Origin of the sequence: Bradyrhizobium pachyrhizi, assembly GCF_029714545.1 — a bacterium.
Classification (GTDB): domain Bacteria; phylum Pseudomonadota; class Alphaproteobacteria; order Rhizobiales; family Xanthobacteraceae; genus Bradyrhizobium; species Bradyrhizobium pachyrhizi.
Window position 1 is genome coordinate 1,275,907 of record NZ_CP121667.1, and the last position, 18,564, is coordinate 1,294,470.

Here is an 18,564-nt window from a genome sequence, read left to right on the forward strand (position 1 = left end):
CTTCTACGACAACATCCGCAGCAGCTTCTCCAGCCGCGCGACCTTCGCGCCATAGGGCGGATAGAGATCGGCAAGCCGGTTGAACCGCGAGCGGTAGAACACCGGCTTGAACTTGGTCAGCGTCTTGAATCCCCACTCGCCGTGATAAGCGCCGGTGCCGGAGGCGCCGACGCCGCCCATCGGTTGATAGGCCTGCGCGAAGTGGAACAGGCAGTCATTGACGGTGACGCCGCCGGACAGCGTGCGCGCCAGCACCGCATCGCGGGCGGCGCTGTCGGTGCCGAACCAGTACAGCGCCAGCGGGCGATCGCGCCCGTTGACGAAGGCGATCGCCTCTGCCGCATCGCGCACGCCGATGACCGGCAACAGCGGCCCGAAGATTTCCTCCTGCATCACCGTCATGTCTGGCGTCGCGTCGACGATGACGGTCGGCGGAAATTTGCGCCTCGCCTTCCACTCGCGGTCGTTCGGCGTTGCCGGCTGCATGATGGTCGCGCCCTTCGCGGCGGCGTCGACGACCAGCCGCTCGAGCCGCGCATAGTGCCGATCCGAGACGATCGACGTGTAATCGGCGTTATCGGGATCGGTACCGAACATGTGCTGCATGTGACCCTGCAGCCGCATCGCGAAGGCCTGCACCGCGGCCTGCGGCACCAGCACGTAATCGGGCGCGATGCAGGTCTGGCCGGCATTGAGCAGCTTGCCATAGGCGATGCGCTGCGCGGCTTCGTCGATGTCGGCGGAGCCGTCGACGATCACTGGCGACTTGCCGCCGAGCTCGAACGTCACCGGCGTCAAATTGCGGCCACAGGCTTCGGCCACCAGCCGGCCAACGCGGGTCGAGCCGGTGAAGATCAGATGATCGAACGGCAGCGCGGCAAACGCCTTTGCGATTTCGTTGTCGATATCCGTGACCGCGAGCTCGGTGACGTCGAATTTCTTGGCGATCGTCTCCATCAGCAGCTCGGAGAAGCGCGGCACCAGCTCGCTCGGCTTGATGATGGCGCGGTTGCCGGCCGCGATCGCGGCGACTGCGGGCGCCAGGGTCAGCTGCAGCGGATAATTCCACGGCGCGATGATGCCGACCACGCCGAGCGGCTGCGGCATCAGCCGGTTCTTGGCCGGCGCGAACTGCACCGTGGTCGGGACCTTCCGCGGCGCCATCCAGCCCTTCAGGTGCTTGGCCGCGTGCCTGATCTCTCCGAGCACCAGCATGGTCTCGGCGATCGCGGTCTCGACGGTGGAGCGGTGGCCGAAATCGGCCGAGATCGCCGCCTCGAATCGCGCCTCGTTCTCGGTCAGCGCGGCGCGCAGGCGGCGCAGCCGGTCGAGCCGTGCCTGCAATGTCGGCGCCGGGTCGCTGCGCGACAGCTCGAACTGGCGATAAAAGGCCTCCTCAAGCGCATGCAGCCCCGGGCTCTTCAATGGCCGGTCCATGGCATTTCCCCCTCGGGGACGTTTTCTTGGCGGATTTGTTGCGCGCCAAGTTCCGCTTTTGCGCGCGGTCTGGCAAGGCCCGGTTCCCGGCGGTAAATCCTGCCGGCACAGCCGGCGATTTCGACGTCACAAAATCCTCAAAAACCCGCATCCGGGGCTTTCCAAACCGGGCTCACGTTGATACATACGCCCCGCACCCGATGGCTTCGGCCCGGGTCGCCTTCTCAGGAAGCCCCCGGACGGATCGATCGGCGCCGTTGAAAAGCGTTGGCCGGCCGGCTCAGGCACCCTTTCTGCAAGGCACGCAACGGTTTAACGCGGGGTGGAGCAGCCCGGTAGCTCGTCAGGCTCATAACCTGAAGGTCATAGGTTCAAATCCTATCCCCGCAACCAAAGTCAGAAAAAGCCCCAGCAATCTCAATGGATTGCTGGGGCTTTAATTTGCAGCGAAGTCGAGCACGATAGTATCAATGACTTTGCTCGCAGGTTCAAATCACCCCGCAACCGTTCGATGACAAACTGCCGAGCTGCTGCTGCTCGATTGCGCGAGGTCATACCAGCAATCCGTCGCGCGTGACGTGTTCCGAATCGAGCTCAGCCTGCGCTAGCAGACCAAGACGATCGTCGTAGCACCGGAGATTTGATCCGTTTCGCTGGCCAGCATTCTCATCCGGTCTTGTGGCTTGACCATCATCAACAAGAGCGTGCGCTTGAGGGTCAGCGTCGCTCTCTAGACGTCAAAATGGCGCTCCCGCCTGCGCGCTTGCTGAATTGGGTTTGATTCAGATCAACCCACGATGCGCGTCGATGCTCTGTATATAGTGGGAGGTCCCGGGTCCAATGGGGAGCGCCGTGGCAGCCTGGAAGCACGCTTTGAGGGTCCTCCGCGCGACATTTATCGACGGCGACGCAAACAGCCGGAGCGCCACGCATGGGTTGCGGCCACTCCGAAGCGATGTCGCAACGGGTCAGCTTCATTCTCGAGTGCCTGCAGTTCGCCCGATGCGGATTGCCGGATGCGTTTTGAGCATCGCGGTCGTGCTGACCTCGACGAACTGTCTCGCGATGGAGTTTTCCCGTGTCCGGGGGTGCTTTGGAGATGTCTTGAAGCTCAGTGGAGATATTCGGGATGGGGACTTTGTCCGCTTTCGCGGATATCTGGCGATTGAGCGCCGGGTCGTTGGCCTCGATCTCGATTCCAGAGGTGGGTCCCTCTACGAAGGCTTCCGAATCGCCATGCTCGCGCACCAGAAGCAAATCGCCAGTTACGTTTCCGGAGAATGCGACTCGGCATGCGCTTTCATTTTCCTGGCGAGCAGGAAGCGTTATGTGGCGCCAAATGCCAGGATCGGCGTCCATTCGGTTTCCAATTTACACGGCAACGAGGACAGTCGAACGATTCGTGACACGATCAAGCTTGCGAGGTTGTCGGCCAAGCTCCGTATTCCTCCGTCGGCCATCGGCAGGATGGTCATGACTCCGCCGGGAAAGATCTCCTATTTGAACAAGGAGGAGCTCGCTTCGCTGAAGGTCATGGAGCGGAATCCGTTTGATCGCACCGCTCGCACGGCGACCGCGGAATCAAGGAGTGGCTCCATGTGCGGCGCGGCGCCCTCGAAGAGCGCGTCGGAGGAGGAGCGGCCGATGCGGAACGCCGCCGGCTCGAAGGGAAGCTAGAGCGCTGGTTGAGTGGGCCTTGGGCCGAGTCGGCTCGGATAGCCCAATTGGGTCAGTCAAGCCGTCGCACGTGACCCTGACTGCTTGGCACAAGCTGCACTGGTCTCCCCGTTTCACCGCGATCTACAATCGCAGCCATGGGGTATGCCAGCGACAGATTTCGGGGAGTGCGTGGCGCAAGCCAGCCGGCGGGCGCTCGCAATTGGCTGCGTCGCTGGCTTGAAGCGGCCGACGGCGATATTGCCTTCAAGGTCGTGGTCGTGACGGCCGGGATGCTGTCGAGCGTGGCGATCGCCTTTGGATTGCTATCGTCCTGAGCGCGCCCCTTGTTGGCTGCGCGTGATGCTGAAATCGTCGTTCTGAGGTGCTCCGCCCGCGAAGCTCTGACAATATGAGCTATCGTATTCAGCACGACACGGATCATTCCCGGCGGCAATGAATGCACTTCGAACGAGCTGAAAAATCGAGCGGACGTCGAGACCGACTGGCGGCCAGGTTGGGCGTCGGGGCCTGCGCCGCGACCGTCCTGTTTTGCTGCGCGCAACAGACGGCCGCGCTGCCGCTGACGCCTTTCCGCTATGAAGCCCAGGCTCAGCGGCATTGCCCCGGCGATAGCGTGGTCTGGCTCGATTTTCGGCGCGGACGCTACTACCTCAAAGGGCAAAGCCGCTATGCCAGGGGCTTCGATGGTGGCTTCGTGTGCAGGAATGAAGCGCGCGAGAGCGGCTATCGGCGTTCGCTGCTCGGCCTTCGGTGACATCACCGAAGACCGGCCTGTCACGCAAAAGCGGCACTACCATCCATAATCGTAGCGTGGCCGAGCGTAATAGCCATAGCCTCCTCCCGGCGGACAATAGTCGTAGCCATAGCCGCCGCCATAGCCGTATCCACCGCCATAGTAGGGATACCCGCCATAGTAGGCCGAGCTCGCGATGGCTCCGCCAACGATCGCACCGGCGGCAGCGGCGCCCCAGCCTCGATAGCCCCATCCACGATAGCCTCCCCAGCCGCCGTAGCCGCGCCAACCGCGATAGCCCCAGCCGCCGCCGCGCCAGCCGCCCCAGCCGCCCCAGCGCACCTGAAGGGCGGTGTTGCTCTCGACCATGCCCTTCATGGCCGCGACATTGGTCGGCAGCGGGGCCGCCTGGCTCGCGCCAATGCCGACCATGCTCGCAAGCAGGATCAAGGCCAGCAGGGTCTTGGTGTTCTTCATGACGTCCTCCACATCGGGGTGACACAGGCAGTCGTGACCGAAAGGCAGCCAAATCGAGAGCGGCTTTCCGATCCATGAGCAGGCCGAGCCTGTCAGCCGCGGCCGGCCCGAAGCTTGATTTGAATCAAAGTGGCAAGAGGGCGGTGCGGACGATTGATCCTCCACCTGGGACAATTGCCGCGGATAGGCAGGCCGCCGCCTGATGGGGCGCGATCGCGCTCGTGATCCCGACCGCGAACGCATCCGGGCGAAGTCGGAGCGGCCCCCGATTCTTGCCCCCGAACCGGGCCGCTACTTCGGTGAAAGTCCGGACGCGTCACGCTTGATCTGAATCAAGCCGTGCGCAGCAAGGCGATGGCATCGCTTCCCGCGTAGCTGCTGATGCTCGATCGAAAGCACGCTCTTGAAAACCCTTCGCCAACTCGTGACCGGAGATGAGTTCATCCAGCTCGCAATTCGCCTCGGATTGCTGGCGCTGTTGATCTACTGGTCGTTCGTCCTGGTCAGCCCGTTCGTGCCGATCCTGGCCTGGAGCGTGGTGCTCGCGGTCGCGCTCTATCCCGTCTTCACCTGGCTCGCAGCAATGCTCGGCGGCCATGCCGGCATCGCGGCGCTCGTGCTGACCTTGATCTCTCTGGGAGTCGTCATCGGGCCGGCGACCTGGCTCGGAATCGGAGCGGTAGAGGGGGTGAGGGAGCTCGCCGAACAACTCGGCGCCGGCCACGTTGTCGTGCCGTCGCCGCCGGCCGCGATCAAGGATTGGCCGCTGATCGGCGGCCCACTCCATGAGATCTGGGATCGGGCGTCGACCAATCTGCGTGCCGTGCTGCGCGAGGTCGTGCCGCAACTGAAGCCGTTGGCCGGGACCCTGTTTGCGTTTGCCAGCGATGCCGGGATCGGGATGCTGAAGTTTCTGCTGGCGGTCGTCGTGGCAGGGTTTCTGTTCCCCTATGGCTTGCAGCTTGCAGCGGCGTGCCGGAGCTTCCTGTCCCGCATCGTGCCGGAGCAGAGCGAGCACTTCCTCGACCTTGCAGGTGCGACCATCCGGGCGGTTTCCCGCGGGGTCATTGGCGTCGCCGTCCTGCAATCGCTGCTGGCCGGCATTGGCTTCAAGCTGGCGGGGATCCCGAGTGCGGGGCTGCTGGCGTTTGTCGTGATGCTGCTCGCGATCGTGCAGATCGGAGCGGCAATCGTGCTGTTTCCGGTCATCATCTGGCTTTGGTCGGCCAAGGATTTCACGACCGCACTCGCCCTCACGTTCTTCTTCCTGGTCGTCGGCGTCCTCGACAATGTGCTGAAGCCGCTGGTGATGGGGCGGGGCTTGACCACGCCGGCGCTCGTCATCTTTGTCGGCGTGATCGGCGGCACGCTTGCCCACGGCATCGTGGGCCTGTTCATCGGCCCAATCATTCTCGCGGTCGCCTGGGAATTGATCACGGCATGGATCCGGGACGACCGCGCCCGGCTGGCGGGAGAGCGATAATGCTGCTTCAGCTCCTCGTGGGATCGGCGGTGAGCGCGATCAACATCGCGATCCATTCGCTGTGGACGGTCGCGGCCATCGGGTTGCTTCGCAACATTGCCTTGAGCGCGGCCGGCCGGGCGGGGCTACAGCTCAGCGGCGTGATGGTCGCAACCGCGCTTGCGCTGATGCTGGCTCACACGCTCGAGATCGTGGTGTGGAGCCTGGCCTATTGGGTGCTCGGCGCCGCGCCCGCCGGCAGCGATCTGCTGTATTTCGCCTTCGTGAACTACACCACGCTCGGCTATGGCGACGTCATCCCGGTCAAGCAGTGGCTGTTGATCGGACCGATGGCGGCCATGAACGGCATTCTCATGTTCGGGTGGTCGACCGCGGTCTTGTTCGAAGTGTTGCAAAAGACCATCGAGCGCCAGGATGCGCTGACGAAATCCCCCTGACGTCGGCTAGTTGTCCAGCCTGGACAGCTGGTCGCGGTCGACCAGCATGATCTCGCGCTGGTTCGAGCCAAGAAAGTTGAGCGCGCCGTAGGCGTGCAGCTTGGATAGCGCACGTGACACGGTTTCGAGCGTCAGTCCGAGATAGTCGGCAATATCACGCCGGCACATCGGTAAGGCGACGACGCCGACTCCGGTCAGCCGGCGATCCATTTCGAGCAGAAACGCGGCAACCCGCTCCAGCGCGGTCTTGCGGCCGAGCAGCAGCATGTGCTCCTCGGCGTGCCGCAGGTTGCTGGTCGTCATGACCAGCAGGTTGCGAGCCAGGGCGAAATCGGAATCGGCCACGCGTTCGAGGCTGGTCCGCCTGATCAGGTGTACGTTGGTGTCGACGATGGCTTCCGCGGTAAAGCGATGGGTTTCGGCATTCTCGAGGCCGAAAATATCCCCGACGAGGTGAAAGGCACCGATCTGGCGGCGTCCGTCGGAGAGTAGCTTGTAGCTGCGGACCGCCCCTGAAACGACCTGGTAGACGTACTCGGCCGGCTCCTTCTCCCCGTAGATCTCGGTGCCTTTCCTGTAGTGGAATTCGCTGGTGATGCAGTTGGCGTGCCGGGCGGTCACCCCACCGAGGATGCTCGGCACATTGGCGGGTCTGGCATTGACGCGAGCGAACATGGACTAACTCTCTTGGGTAACGACTGATGCAGCGTCCGGGGCGGCTCGAAATGCGTATCCGCGCGCAATGACTACGACAGGGCCCGGCCAGTCTCTATTGGTCTTGAGGTCATTGTCCTAAAGGACAGGGTGCGTGAAATGCGGCAATTTGTTCGTAAATTGGTGCGCACAGTCTTAGATTACTTTTCAATTTTCTCGGCGACAACCGGGTGCTAGGTTTTGAACCTGTTGGTCTCCGGCTCCGAACGTTATGAGCAGTGCAATTCGGCTCTCTGGACTGATCATCCTGCTGGCTGCTTTGTTGGCACCGGCTGATCTCCGGGCGCAACAAACACGCCCGCATTCCATGCTGGTGCTGGACCAGTCCGATCGACGCGGCCCCTTCTACTACCAGGTGTTCGTTGGCTTAAGGGATGCGGTGAGCGCTCACGGGCACGCGCCGACCACCGTCTACACCGAAAGCCTCGATCTCAATCGCTTCGGCGGCGAGGCCTATCAGGAGGATTTCCGGCGATTCCTCGAGGCGAAATATCGCAATCGGCCGATCGGCGTGGTGGTCACTATTGGCGCGGCTGCGCTTGAGCTTGCGCTCCGCTGGCGCCCGCAGCTCTGGCCCGACACGCCAATCGTGTTTTCGCTGGTCGAAGAGGCCGATTTCAAGCGATTGCAGCCGCCGGCCTATGTTACCGGCGGCATCGTGAACTTGAAACTCAAGGATGCCGTCACGGCTGCCCGCGCCGTGGTGCCGGAGCTCAAGACCGTCGTGCTCGTTGGCGCGGACTGGGAGCGGCAGGTTCTGTTTCGCAATTGGAATGACCAGGCAGCGGCCGGCATTCCGGGCCTCGACATCATCGAGATCATCGGACGTCCGATGCCGGAGATCGTTGAGCGGGTCGCAGCGCTTCCCGACCACAGTGCGATCATCTACACCGGCCTCTATAGCGACGGCAAAGGCGACTACTATCCGCCCTCGGATGCGCTCTCTTTTCTCGCAGCGAAGGCAAATCGTCCCATCGTGGTTGCGGCGGAGACGTTCCTCGAACCGGGCGGCATCGGCGGATTTGTTATCGTCCCATCCCTGATCGGTGCCGAGGCTGCAGGCAGGGCGCTGCGCATTCTGGATGGCGAGACGCCGGAAAGCCTCCCACCGTCGGTCATCGACGTGGTGAAGCCGATCTTCAACTGGCGGCAGATGCAGCATTGGAACGTCAGCGAAGCCAGTCTGCCAAAAGGCAGCGAAGTTCATTTTCGTGAACCGTCCTTCCTGGAAAAATACCGCTGGCGGGCCGTTGCGCTGGCAATGGCGCTGCTGGTTCAAACCGCCCTGATTGCGTTCCTGCTCCACGAGCGTCACATGCGGCGGAGTGCCGAGGTCGAAGCCCGCAGTCGCCTGTCCGAGCTCGCCCATATCAATCGACAGGCCACTGCCGGTGAGCTCTCGTCCTCGATCGCCCATGAGCTCAACCAGCCGCTGGGGTCGATCCTGACCAATGCCGAGAGCGCGGAGTTGATCCTCGCTTCGCCGACGCCCGACCTTCAAGAGGTGCGGGAAATCATTTCGGACATCAAGCGCGATGATCTGCGTGCAAGCGAGGTGATCCGCAGGATGCGCAGCCTGCTCAAGCGTGCGCCGTTTGAGAAGAAGGAGATCGACCTCAACCAGACCATGCGGGAAGCATTCGATTTCCTCAAGCTGCAGGCCTCGACACGCAACGTCGCGATCTACCTGCAGACCTCGCCGCAGACCTTGCGGGTGAAGGGCGACCCGGTGCAGTTGCAGCAGGTCATTCTCAACCTCGTGGTCAATAGCATGGACGCGATGGCCAAAATGCCCTACGGGCGCACCATCATCGGCCGTACGGAGGTCAATGGGGACGCGTCGGCGGTGATTTCCATCTGCGATTCCGGTCCGGGAATTCCGCAGGACAGGCTGAACGACATTTTCGATCCGTTCTTCACCACAAAGGAGCAGGGCATGGGCATCGGCCTGTCCATCGCACGGACGATCGTTCTGGCGCATAGCGGCCAGCTCTGGGCCGAGAATCAGTCCGGAGGAGGGGCGGTATTCCACCTTTCGCTGCCGCTGGCCGCGTAGCGCGTTTGGGTCTTGTTTGCCTGATTGCAAGGTTCGATTTACGACGAACGCAGCATTTTCAGATCGCCGCTGATGGACATTCTACAGGTAGCGGCGATCATCCGGCGATGGAGCAGCAATGCACGCTTACGTGCACATAGTCGACGACGACGCCTCGTTTCGCGCAGCGCTCGAGCGCCGGCTCAAGCTCGCAGGCTATCGCGTCGTCACCTACGCGTCGGCCCGGGAATTGCTCGATCAATTGCCTGACGACGAAGGGGCCGGCTGTATCCTGCTGGACGTACGCATTCCCGGAATGAGTGGTCCCGAGCTGCAGGGGCGCCTCAACGAGCTGGGATCGACGCTCCCGATCGTATTCCTGACCGGACATGCCGACACCGCGACCACCGTCCAGGCGATCAAGGCAGGTGCCGAAGATTTTTTGACCAAGCCGATCGCGTCGGAACAGCTGATCGAGGCGATCAATCGCGCCCTTGCGCGGCACGAACTGGCCCGTGGCCGGCGAACCAGGCTCGATTCGCTGCGCGCGCTGCTGGCGAAGTTGACCCCGCGCGAGCGGCAGGTGTTCGATCTGATTGTGTGCGGGCGGATCAACAAGCAGATTGCTCACGAGCTTGGCACGACCGAACGCACGATCAAGGCGCATCGTCACCAGGTCATGGAGAAGATGGAGGTGCAGTCGCTTGCCGAGCTGGTTTCGATCGCGGAGCAGCTCGGCACGCGCGCGTCCGGTGGCGAGGTCAAGGCTTGATCTGCCGGGCAGCTCTGCTCCTCCTGTCCCATGGTACAATATGAAAGCTCTGTGACGCAGCGTATCTCCGATCTTGGCCGCGAGAATATTGCGCGCCGGTAGCCGCTTGACGTGCCCTTTATCCACACGCGGGCCAAGGTCATTCAGCGATAGAGTGAGGCTTCAGGATTTGCCGACCGCGAAACTCGTTTTCGTCGTGGATGATAATCCCTCCATGCTCCGTGGAATCGGACGGCTTCTACGGCAGTGTGGATTTGCATCCAGGTTATTCGAGACCGGAAGCGCGTTACTGAGACATGGCAGCTTTGACAGCGCGGTTTGCCTGATATTGGACATCAATCTCAGCGATGGGTCCGGGATCGAGCTGCGGCACCGCCTGGCGGATCAGGGCATCGAAATCCCCGTCATCTACATCACCGGAAATGACAATCCGGCGACGCGAATGGCGGCAATGGCATCGGGATGCGTGGCCTATCTGACCAAGCCCTTCACCGCCAATTCGCTGATCCAGCCGATTGAACGGCTGTTGGCCGGCGTGGTCTAGCGGCTGCCGGTCTCAATCATTCATCGATGACCTGATCGAGTGTCAGCGCGGGCGCGCCCTTGCGCACGCTTGCAAAGCGGTCGAGCGGCACCGATGTCGTCATCGTCAGAATGCTGGTGTCGACGACCTCGATCGAGAGCGTCTTTCCGCCATCCATGTCCTCGAGGAGCTTGGGATCGGCGACATCCGCCGCGATGCACATGTTGGTCGCGCACCAGGTATAGGGCAGGCGATACACTTGCTTCTGGTCGACCGATAGCTTGACGCCGGCCTGCAGATACATCCCGACCGGCAGGAATAGCTGGACGCGGCTGCTGCCGTCCTCTCGCTCGATCAGATCGAGGCGAACGGCCGTCTGCCCGGTTCCGAAGGTGCCCGTGATCGTCGTCCGGCATAGTGTCTTGGCGCCGGCGGCATTGAAGCAGAGCTTCTTCCACTCGCCATACTTGATGTCTCGCGCCGCGCGCGCGCCCCGCGGGGCCACCTCGCCACCGTCTTTCGCCGCAGCCGGTGGTGAGGGCGTCTGTTGACCGTGGGCAGCACTGATGCCGGCCGCAAACAGCGCCAACTTCGCCAAGGCACCATATCGGACCATGGATGCTCCTCCAGCGGGAACGGCCGCCTAGCGAACCTTGTCGAGAAATCGTTCGACCAGGGGCGACCACGTGGGAATGGAATCGGGTGAGCCGATCAGGAAATGCCCTTCGTCGCCGAACGGCGGCAAAAGATGGTACTCGGCACGACCGCCGGCGCGCGTGAAGGCCTCGTGCATTCGCTTCGACAGGGCCGGGCCGAAGAATGTGTCGTTCTCAATGTAGAACCACAGCATCGGCACCCGCGACGTATGGCCGAACATGCCGGTGGCCTCGACCAGTCTGTCGGGGCCGCAATTGTTGTTGGGTTTGCCGTCGACACGGCCGCCGCGGCCTGCCGCGAAGGTGATGATGGCCTTGACCTGCGGCGGGTTGAGGCTCGACAGCGCGATCGCAGCCCAGCCGCCGGCCGACTGCCCGACGACGATGACGTCCTTCGGCAAGGTGCGCTTTTCGGCGGCCATGTAATCAATGATCCAGAGATCGACCTGCGCGACGGCGAGGCCCGGATCGAGGAAATTCGGATTGGTGCATTTGCCGATCTTGGAGAAGAACGGGCCATAAAGACCGCGTTCGGGAATATCGATGGCCGCCGCGCCATAGCCGGTCCCGACCGGCGCCACCACGAGATAGCCGCGCCGCGCGAACCACATTGCGGCATCGCGGAATTCGACCAGCGGGAAGAAGCTGCGATCCCTGGCGTTCAGTGACACGCCATGGTTCATGATGACCAGTGGGAAAGGGCCGTCGCCGAGCGGACGGACCAGATAAGCGAACATTGGCAGCGGGGTCGGCAACGCCCAGATCTCTTCCTGGATGCGCTGGGATGTGTCTCGGTCCTCCGCGCGCGCCGGAGCGATCATGCCAAGCAACAGCAGCGCTGCGGTTGCGAGGGTCCGTAAGCGGTGCTGACGCATGCCATGCGCTCCGGCAGTCATCTGGCAAATCTGCAGGTCACGACGATCGAGCCGCGCAAGATCAGAAGCACATTGAGGACTGCGAGGCTTGATCTGAATCAACGCGCATCGGGCCCGCCGGCGCAACCACATGCGACCATTGTGGCGTCCTACGGCGGGCTTGATGTCGATCCAGGCAGAGACGAGTTGGGTGCGCTGGTTTCCGCCGGCGAACTGGCTCGCCGACTACCGCGCATCCTGGCTTGGGGCGGACGCAATCGCCGGGGTCACGCTGGCGGCCTACGCGATTCCGGTGTCGCTGGCCTATGCGGGGCTCGCGGGTCTGCCGCCGCAGATCGGCGTCTATGGCTATCTGCTCGGCGGCGTGGGCTACGCCCTGCTGGGCTCGTCCCGGCAGCTCGCGGTCGGGCCGACGTCGGCGATCTCGCTGATGATCGCCGGCGCCGTCGGCATACTGGCCGGCGGCGACGCCACGCGTTACGGGCAGATTGCCAGTCTCGTGGCCTTCAGCGTCGCAGTGCTCTGCCTGATTGCCTGGCTGTTCAAGCTCAGCGTGCTGGTGCGATTGATCAGCGACAGTATTCTGGTGGGCTTCAAGGCCGGAGCGGGACTCACCATCATCATGAGCCAGCTGCCCAGCCTGTTCGGCGTCGCTGGAGGCGGTCACAACTTCTTCGACCGCGTGATCAAGCTTGCCGGCCAGCTGGGTGACACCAGGCCGCTGGTGCTCGGCGTCGGTCTGACTGCGACGGTGCTGCTCTTGCTTGGCGAGAAGAGACTGCCGGGAAAGCCCATTGGGTTGGTGGTGGTCGCGCTCTCGATCCTGATGGTCTCCGCGCTCGGGCTCGCGCAAATGGGACTGCCGGTGACCGGGTCGATCCCGACCGGGCTGCCAACGATGTCGTTACCGACATTTGGTCTGCTCGAATTTGACGATCTCTTTCCGATCGCTGCCGGATGCCTCGTGCTGGCCTATGTCGAAGGGGTGTCCGCCGCGCGAAGCTTTGCGGCAAAGCACGGCTATCCGCTGGATGTCAGGCAAGAGTTTCTGGGACTCGGCGCGGCCAATCTCGCCGCGGCTGTCGGGCATGGCTATCCCGTCGCCGGCGGGTTGTCGCAGTCGGCCGTGAATGACGCCGCCGGCGCACGCACGCCGCTGGCGCTGGTGTTCTGTTCGGCAACCCTCGCGCTCTGCCTGCTGTTCTTCACGAGCCTCCTGACCAATCTGCCGAAGACCGTGCTGGCCGCGATCGTTTTCTCAGCCGTCTACAAATTGGTCGATATTCCGGCGCTCGCCAGAATGTGGCGGATCAGCCGGATCGATTTCTATGCCGCTATCATCGCCCTGGTGTCCGTGCTGTTCCTCGGGATATTGCAGGGCGTGCTGCTGGCGGCCGTCGCCTCGATCTTCCTGCTGCTGTTGCGGGCGTCGCAGCCCAATATCGCGTTTCTGGGCCGTCAAGCCGGCAGCGGGCGCTATTCCGACCGGGCGCGACACGATGACGTCGAGCCCCTGACCGGGATCATCGCGTTCCGCCCGGAGACCTCGCTCCTTTACGTCAATGCCGAGACGATCTTCGAAACGGTGCTGGCGGCGCTTCGGATGTCGCCCGACGTCAAGCTGGTGGCTTGTGACCTGTCGGCCTCGCCGTTCATCGACCTTGCGGGCTCGCGCATGCTGCACGACCTTCATCAGGAGCTCGCATCGCGCCAGATCACATTCTGCATCGTGGGCGCGCACGCGCAGTTGCGGGATCTGCTTCGGGCGGATGGTCTTGCCGACAAGACCGATAGCGGCGACTGGACGCGTACGCTCGACAGCGTATTGAGCAACAGGAAGCCGCAGGCAAGCGGCTAGCGTGCCGTACGGACCGCCGCGACATTCCAGCCTTGTTGCGTCGCAAGGCGTCGCGATCATGCGCGCTTGGGGGCTGTCTCAATCCAGCTTGCAGCTTGACTTGGATCAAAGGGCGCAGTGGGCCCCGTTTGTACGATTGGACAGAACCAGCGCTGAGATCACGAGATCAGGAGACACTCATGGCCAACGACGCGAAGCCGGCACAGCAGCGCATCGACCAGTTCTTCTCCGGGCCTGGCGGACGAGCCGACAATTGGCGCGATCTGGTTGAGGCGGCGAAGGTGTGGAACAGGGGCGGCAACCGTGCGGCGTATGACGCCGCGCTGACGGCGCTTGCGGTGACGGAGGAGTTTCACGGCTATCCGGGCCTTCGTTTGATGGCGGCGTTGAAGGAAGCCGCGGCGGCGGGCGACGCCGCCACCTCGCATGTGCTCGCGACGCGGATCGCCCAGGCACTTCAGACAAAATCCTTCCGCCAGCATGCAGGTGACTGGAGCACGCAGGACGAGGGCAATGGCGACGTTCCTGATCTGCTTCCGCCAACTCTGGGGCAATCGGCGGCGCGCCGTCCTTACTTCGAGACCCTGATCGTGACCGGGGTGCCAGCCAGCAACTGGCCGGGACTCTTGTCGGAGTGGCGCAAGCTGCGGCGTCCGGTCGACGCCTTCATCTATGAGCCCGTGGTCGTGGGCAACCTCGAGGACGTCTTCTGTGCGGCAATGCTGAACCCCAACATTGCGGCGGTGGTGATCAATGAAGGCTTTGCGCTGCGCTCGCGACACGATGCGCCGGTGCTTCGTGCCATGACCGGTGCCATGGGGCTCAACGAAGAGTCCGATGCGTCCGCGCTCCGGTTGGCCCATATCCTGAAGCGGGTGCGTCCCGAGCTTGATCTCTACCTCATGTCCAATCGCGACGTTGAGGAGCTGGCCGGCAATCCCGAAGCCGATGTGGTGCGCCGGGTATTCTACTCGGTCGAGGATATCCTCGAATTGCACCTTTCAATTCTGGAGGGCGTGCAGGACCGCTTCGACACGCCGTTCTTCGACAATCTGAAGAAATATGCGCAGCGGCCGATCGGTACCTTCCATGCGCTGCCGATCGCGCGCGGCAAGTCCGTGTTCAAGTCGGACTGGATCCGCGACATGGGCGAATTCTACGGTCTGAACCTGTTCCTTGCCGAGAGCAGTGCGACCACCGGCGGCCTCGACAGCATGCTGGAGCCGACCGGCAACATCAAGAAGGCGCAGGAGAAGGCCGCGCGCGCGCTCGGCGCCGACCGCGTCTACTTCGTGACCAACGGCACCTCGACATCCAACAAGATGGCGGTGCAGGCGCTGCTGGGTCCCGGCGACATCGCAATCGTCGACCGCAATTGCCACAAGTCGCACCACTACGGCATGGTGCTGGCGGGCGCGCAGCCGCTCTACGTCGAGGCATTCCCGATGACGGAATACTCGATGTATGGCGCGGTGCCGTTGCAGACGATCAAGCGGGCGCTTTTGAACGCGAAGGCGGACGGCCGGCTCGACCGGGTCAAGATGATCGACCTGACCAATTGCACCTTCGATGGCCACATCTACAACACGCGGCGCGTGATGGAGGAATGCCTCGCGATCAAGCCTGACCTGATCTTCCTCTGGGACGAGGCCTGGTTCGGCTTCGCGCGGTTTTCACCGTTCCTGAGGCGGCGAACCGCGATGGGCGCGGCGAACGAGATCGAAGCCTGGATGCGCGATCCGAAATCGGTCGCCGCCTATGAGAAACAGCAGGCCGAGCTCGGCAAGAACCCGTCGGACGAGGTGCTGCTCAAGACCAGGCTGATCCCCGATCCGCGCCAGATCCGGCTGCGCGTCTACCAGACCAACTCGACGCACAAGTCGATGTCGGCGATCCGCCAGGGCTCGATGCTGGCGGTCAAGGACATCGAATTCCATACCGTCGAAGCGCAGTTCAAGGAGGCCGTATTCACGCACGCCTCGACCAGCCCGAACCAGCAGCTGATCGCCAGCCTCGACGTCTCGCGCCGGCAGATGGAGCTCGAGGGCTATGGACTGGTGGCCAATGCGATGGAGATCGCGTTCGCCATCCGCAACGCGGTCAACACCAATCCGTTGATTTCGAGATATTTCCGCGTCCTCGGCGCGGATGCCATGGTGCCGAAGGAATATCGCCAAAGCGGGTTCACCGACTATCTGGCGGCCGGTACCAATTGGGCGAGCGCCCTGAGGAGCCTGAACGACGACGAGTTCTGTCTCGATCCGACCCGCATGACGCTGGTCTGCGGCACGGCCGGGTACGACGGAACGTCGTTCAAGGGGCTGCTCGCCAGCCGCTACAACATCCAGGTCAACAAGACCTCGCGCAACTCGGTCCTGATCCAGTCCAACATCAACAATACGCGGAGCGATGTCGCGCATCTTGTCCGGGTGCTGGCCGAAATCTCTGGCGAAATCGATCGCGGCCTGGCCAAGGGCGGCGCGAACGCCAGGGTCGACTTCGACATGCGGGTCAACAGCCTGATGAAGGACGTCCCCGACCTGCCCAACTTCTCGCATTTCCACGACGCCTATCGCAGCGATGCCGGCACGAAGACGAATGAGGGCGACATCCGCGGCGGGTTCTATTCGGCCTATGACGCTGCAGGATGCGAATATATTCGCCTGCACGATCCCGAGATCGACAGGCGCCTGAAGAACGGGCCCGATCTCGTCTCTGCCAACTTCGTGATTCCCTATCCGCCGGGCTTCCCGATCATGGTCCCTGGCCAGGTCATCACGCAGGAGACCATCGATTTCATGCGCAAGCTGGATGTGAAGGAGATCCATGGCTACGACGCGGCGGAGGGCTTGAAGCTCGTGACGACCGAGGCATTGGCCAGGATGGGCAAGCCGCGAGCGGCCGCGCCGAAGTTCAAGGCTGCATCATAAACGAGGGAGATTCCGCAAGGCGTCTTCGCATTCTTGCGGCGATGAGTCTTGCGCAACAAGGCGTAACGCAACCGGTTCCTGGAGGGACATGATGAGAAAAGTGAGTTTGATCGGAGCTCTTGCTATGCTGACGATTGGAGTGGCCGGCTTCAGCGCGCCGTCACTGGCTGAAACCGGCTCGGTCGCCGTCATCTTCACCAAGGGTGGATTCATCGTTGGTGTCGGAGGCGGCGAGGGCGTGTTGACGCTGCGCGGCAAGCACTATCCGTTCACGGTGTCGGGCATGAGCGTCGGCTTCACGATCGGCGCTTCGACCACCAAACTGGTCGGGCGCGCCCTCAATCTCAGAGGGCCTGCCTCGATCGAAGGTTCCTACAGTGCCGCAGGCGCCGGTGGGGCGATCGCCGCGGGCGCCGGCGGCGTGCAACTGCAGAACGCCAATGGCGTGATCCTGCAGCTCAGCGGTCCGAAGGTGGGCGCCGAAGTCTCGGCCGCCGTGGGCGGGGTTTCCATCCGTTTGAAATAGGTCCGGAGAGGTCCAGGCCGCGCCCTTCGCGGCCTGGACCTCTAGTAGCGTTCCTCGACGAACTTCATTCCGCGCAGTCCGGCCTGATCATTGTAGCGCCCCTTGTTGGAGCGCTTGGGGAGCTTGACCTTGTCGCGCTTGACCCGTCCGTGAGGAATTGTCTTCAGCAGGAACGAGATGCAGTTCAGCCGCGCCCGCCGCTTGTCGTCGGAACGGATGACGTTCCAGGGCGCGTGCTCCGAGCTCGTCGCCTTGAACATCAGGTCGCGCGCGCGGGAGTAATCGTACCAGCGGCGGTAGGATTCCGTGTCCATCGGGCTCAGCTTCCACTGCCGCATCGGATCGTCGATCCGGGCCCTGAAGCGGCGCTCCTGCTCATCCATCCCGACCTCGAGCCACAGCTTGATCAGGATGATGCCGCCCTCGATGATGTATTGCTCCATCTGCGGGCAGAGCGAGAGAAACCGCTTGTGCTCCGCCGGCGTGCAGAACCCCATCACATATTCGACGCCCGCGCGATTGTACCAGCTGCGATCGAAGATCACGATCTCGCCGGCCGCCGGAAACTGCTGCATGTAGCGCTGGATGAAAAGTTGAGACTTCTCACGATCCGAGGGCGCGGGCAGGGCGACTACGCGAAACACGCGCGGGCTGACCTTCTCGGTCAAGGCCTTGATCGTTCCGCCTTTGCCGGCCGCATCGCGTCCCTCGAACAAGATGATGACCCTGAGCTTGTTCGCCTGCACCCAATCCTGGAGCTGGCAGAGCTGGGCCTGCAGCTTCTGCAGCTCTTCCTCGTAGTCCTTGCGCTTCATCTTCCCAGTCGGCTTGTCTTTCGCCATGGATATCCGTCCATCGTTTCAACTAATCACCCCAGGCAATGACAATGCCGATGTCGCCGGGCATGCCGCCGGGGTAATCGACGATCTGATAGCGGATGCGGTAGCCGCGCGGCTGCAGGTAGTCAGCCCAAAGCTGATATATTTCCCTGGGGATACCCGTCAGCGTCTTCTCCCAGCCGGACTCCATCTGATTGATGGCTCGCCCCTTGTCGGTGCACAGCGTATTGGGGAAGCGATAGACCTGCACTTCGCTCAGCCCGTTGCGCACCGCCCGCTGAATCACCGTCGACGCCAGCTTGACCTTCTCGTCCTCGCTGAGTCCGGAGGGCTTGCTCAGCCGCTCGATCAACGCTCGCTTCTCGGCTTCGATAGCGGCCGCACGCTTGGCGTGCTCCTCGGCTTTCTCCGCTTCCTTCAGCGCTGCCTGCTTCTGGATCTCGTGCGCCTTCGGGATCAGGTCATCGATTTTGTCTCGCATGGCTGGGGACTCCTAAGCCCGATCTTCCACCTTGCCCCCGGAACGGTAGGGATGAGCCGACCGGCTTCCTTGATCCAGATCAAGCAAGCGCGATAGGATCGTCAGCAG

Annotated in this window: 18 protein-coding genes and 1 tRNA gene; 12 read left to right on the plus strand and 7 right to left on the minus strand. The window is 62.8% G+C overall.

The features are described 5' to 3' along the window. Positions 1-3 precede the first annotated feature (3 nt). Entirely contained in the window at positions 4-1,437 is a 1,434-nt protein-coding gene (locus tag QA639_RS05740) for a coniferyl aldehyde dehydrogenase (RefSeq protein ID WP_157343987.1), read from the minus strand. Between the two features lie 316 nt (positions 1,438-1,753). On the opposite strand from QA639_RS05740, the gene QA639_RS05745 reads away from it, so the two are divergent. From QA639_RS05745 to QA639_RS05760, 4 genes are all read left to right on the plus strand, one after another. Continuing rightward, a tRNA-Met gene (locus QA639_RS05745) sits at positions 1,754-1,830 on the plus strand. A 630-nt stretch (positions 1,831-2,460) separates the two neighbouring features. Further along, positions 2,461-3,114 carry an ATP-dependent Clp protease proteolytic subunit gene (locus tag QA639_RS05750; protein WP_157343984.1) on the plus strand — a complete coding sequence of 218 codons (654 nt, stop codon included), beginning with the start codon at positions 2,461-2,463 and terminating at the stop codon, positions 3,112-3,114. Between the two features lie 137 nt (positions 3,115-3,251). Further along, complete coding sequence (locus QA639_RS05755; protein WP_157343982.1) at positions 3,252-3,431, plus strand: hypothetical protein; 180 nt, start codon at positions 3,252-3,254, stop codon at positions 3,429-3,431. A gap of 122 nt (positions 3,432-3,553) precedes the next feature. Next, the gene (locus QA639_RS05760; RefSeq protein WP_157343980.1) at positions 3,554-3,871 is read left to right on the plus strand and encodes a hypothetical protein; all 318 of its coding nucleotides are present in this window, start codon (positions 3,554-3,556) and stop codon (positions 3,869-3,871) included. A gap of 36 nt (positions 3,872-3,907) precedes the next feature. On the opposite strand, the gene QA639_RS05765 is transcribed toward QA639_RS05760, so the two are convergent. Then, positions 3,908-4,327 (minus strand): hypothetical protein, encoded by a 420-nt coding sequence (locus QA639_RS05765; RefSeq protein ID WP_157343978.1) that lies wholly within the window; start codon positions 4,325-4,327, stop codon positions 3,908-3,910. A 403-nt stretch (positions 4,328-4,730) separates the two neighbouring features. On the opposite strand from QA639_RS05765, the gene QA639_RS05770 reads away from it, so the two are divergent. Beyond that, on the plus strand, positions 4,731-5,810 hold the full coding sequence (locus QA639_RS05770; protein WP_050386239.1) for an AI-2E family transporter: 1,080 nt from the start codon (positions 4,731-4,733) through the stop codon (positions 5,808-5,810). After that, entirely contained in the window at positions 5,810-6,247 is a 438-nt protein-coding gene (locus QA639_RS05775) for a potassium channel family protein (protein ID WP_028334136.1), read from the plus strand. The genes QA639_RS05770 and QA639_RS05775 overlap by 1 nt, the downstream gene beginning before the upstream one ends. Before the next feature lie 6 nt (positions 6,248-6,253). On the opposite strand, the gene QA639_RS05780 is transcribed toward QA639_RS05775, so the two are convergent. Next, positions 6,254-6,922 carry a helix-turn-helix domain-containing protein gene (locus QA639_RS05780; protein WP_028334137.1) on the minus strand — a complete coding sequence of 223 codons (669 nt, stop codon included), beginning with the start codon at positions 6,920-6,922 and terminating at the stop codon, positions 6,254-6,256. 346 nt (positions 6,923-7,268) lie between these two features. Between QA639_RS05780 and QA639_RS05785 the strand changes: the two genes are divergently transcribed. From QA639_RS05785 to QA639_RS05795, 3 genes are all read left to right on the plus strand, one after another. After that, positions 7,269-9,017: a sensor histidine kinase gene (locus QA639_RS05785; RefSeq protein ID WP_283089359.1), complete on the plus strand. Its 1,749-nt coding sequence runs from the start codon at positions 7,269-7,271 to the stop codon at positions 9,015-9,017. 118 nt (positions 9,018-9,135) lie between these two features. Beyond that, entirely contained in the window at positions 9,136-9,768 is a 633-nt protein-coding gene (locus tag QA639_RS05790) for a response regulator transcription factor (protein ID WP_028334139.1), read from the plus strand. A gap of 154 nt (positions 9,769-9,922) precedes the next feature. Continuing rightward, positions 9,923-10,312, plus strand: coding sequence for a response regulator transcription factor (locus QA639_RS05795; protein ID WP_428841139.1), 390 nt, complete (start codon positions 9,923-9,925; stop codon positions 10,310-10,312). 16 nt (positions 10,313-10,328) lie between these two features. Here the strand turns inward: QA639_RS05795 and QA639_RS05800 are convergent, their stop codons facing one another. Next, positions 10,329-10,907 (minus strand): invasion associated locus B family protein, encoded by a 579-nt coding sequence (locus tag QA639_RS05800; RefSeq protein WP_028334141.1) that lies wholly within the window; start codon positions 10,905-10,907, stop codon positions 10,329-10,331. A 27-nt stretch (positions 10,908-10,934) separates the two neighbouring features. Continuing rightward, positions 10,935-11,822 carry an alpha/beta hydrolase family protein gene (locus QA639_RS05805; RefSeq protein WP_283089360.1) on the minus strand — a complete coding sequence of 296 codons (888 nt, stop codon included), beginning with the start codon at positions 11,820-11,822 and terminating at the stop codon, positions 10,935-10,937. A gap of 163 nt (positions 11,823-11,985) precedes the next feature. Between QA639_RS05805 and QA639_RS05810 the strand changes: the two genes are divergently transcribed. The 3 genes from QA639_RS05810 (at position 11,986) to QA639_RS05820 (ending at position 17,136) form a co-directional block, all read left to right on the plus strand. Beyond that, complete coding sequence (locus tag QA639_RS05810) at positions 11,986-13,680, plus strand: SulP family inorganic anion transporter (protein ID WP_283089361.1); 1,695 nt, start codon at positions 11,986-11,988, stop codon at positions 13,678-13,680. 179 nt (positions 13,681-13,859) lie between these two features. Next, positions 13,860-16,610 (plus strand): decarboxylase, encoded by a 2,751-nt coding sequence (locus QA639_RS05815; RefSeq protein WP_283089362.1) that lies wholly within the window; start codon positions 13,860-13,862, stop codon positions 16,608-16,610. 91 nt (positions 16,611-16,701) lie between these two features. Then, a complete protein-coding gene (locus tag QA639_RS05820; protein WP_050386291.1) occupies positions 16,702-17,136 on the plus strand; it encodes a hypothetical protein in 435 nt (144 codons plus the stop codon). A gap of 41 nt (positions 17,137-17,177) precedes the next feature. On the opposite strand, the gene ppk2 is transcribed toward QA639_RS05820, so the two are convergent. Together ppk2 and QA639_RS05830 are read right to left on the minus strand one after the other, a co-directional pair. After that, positions 17,178-17,978, minus strand: coding sequence for a polyphosphate kinase 2 (gene ppk2 / locus QA639_RS05825; protein WP_028334146.1), 801 nt, complete (start codon positions 17,976-17,978; stop codon positions 17,178-17,180). 22 nt (positions 17,979-18,000) lie between these two features. Beyond that, positions 18,001-18,456, minus strand: a complete 456-nt coding sequence (locus QA639_RS05830; protein ID WP_028334147.1) for a hypothetical protein — start codon at positions 18,454-18,456, stop codon at positions 18,001-18,003. Between the last annotated feature and the right edge of the window lie 108 nt (positions 18,457-18,564).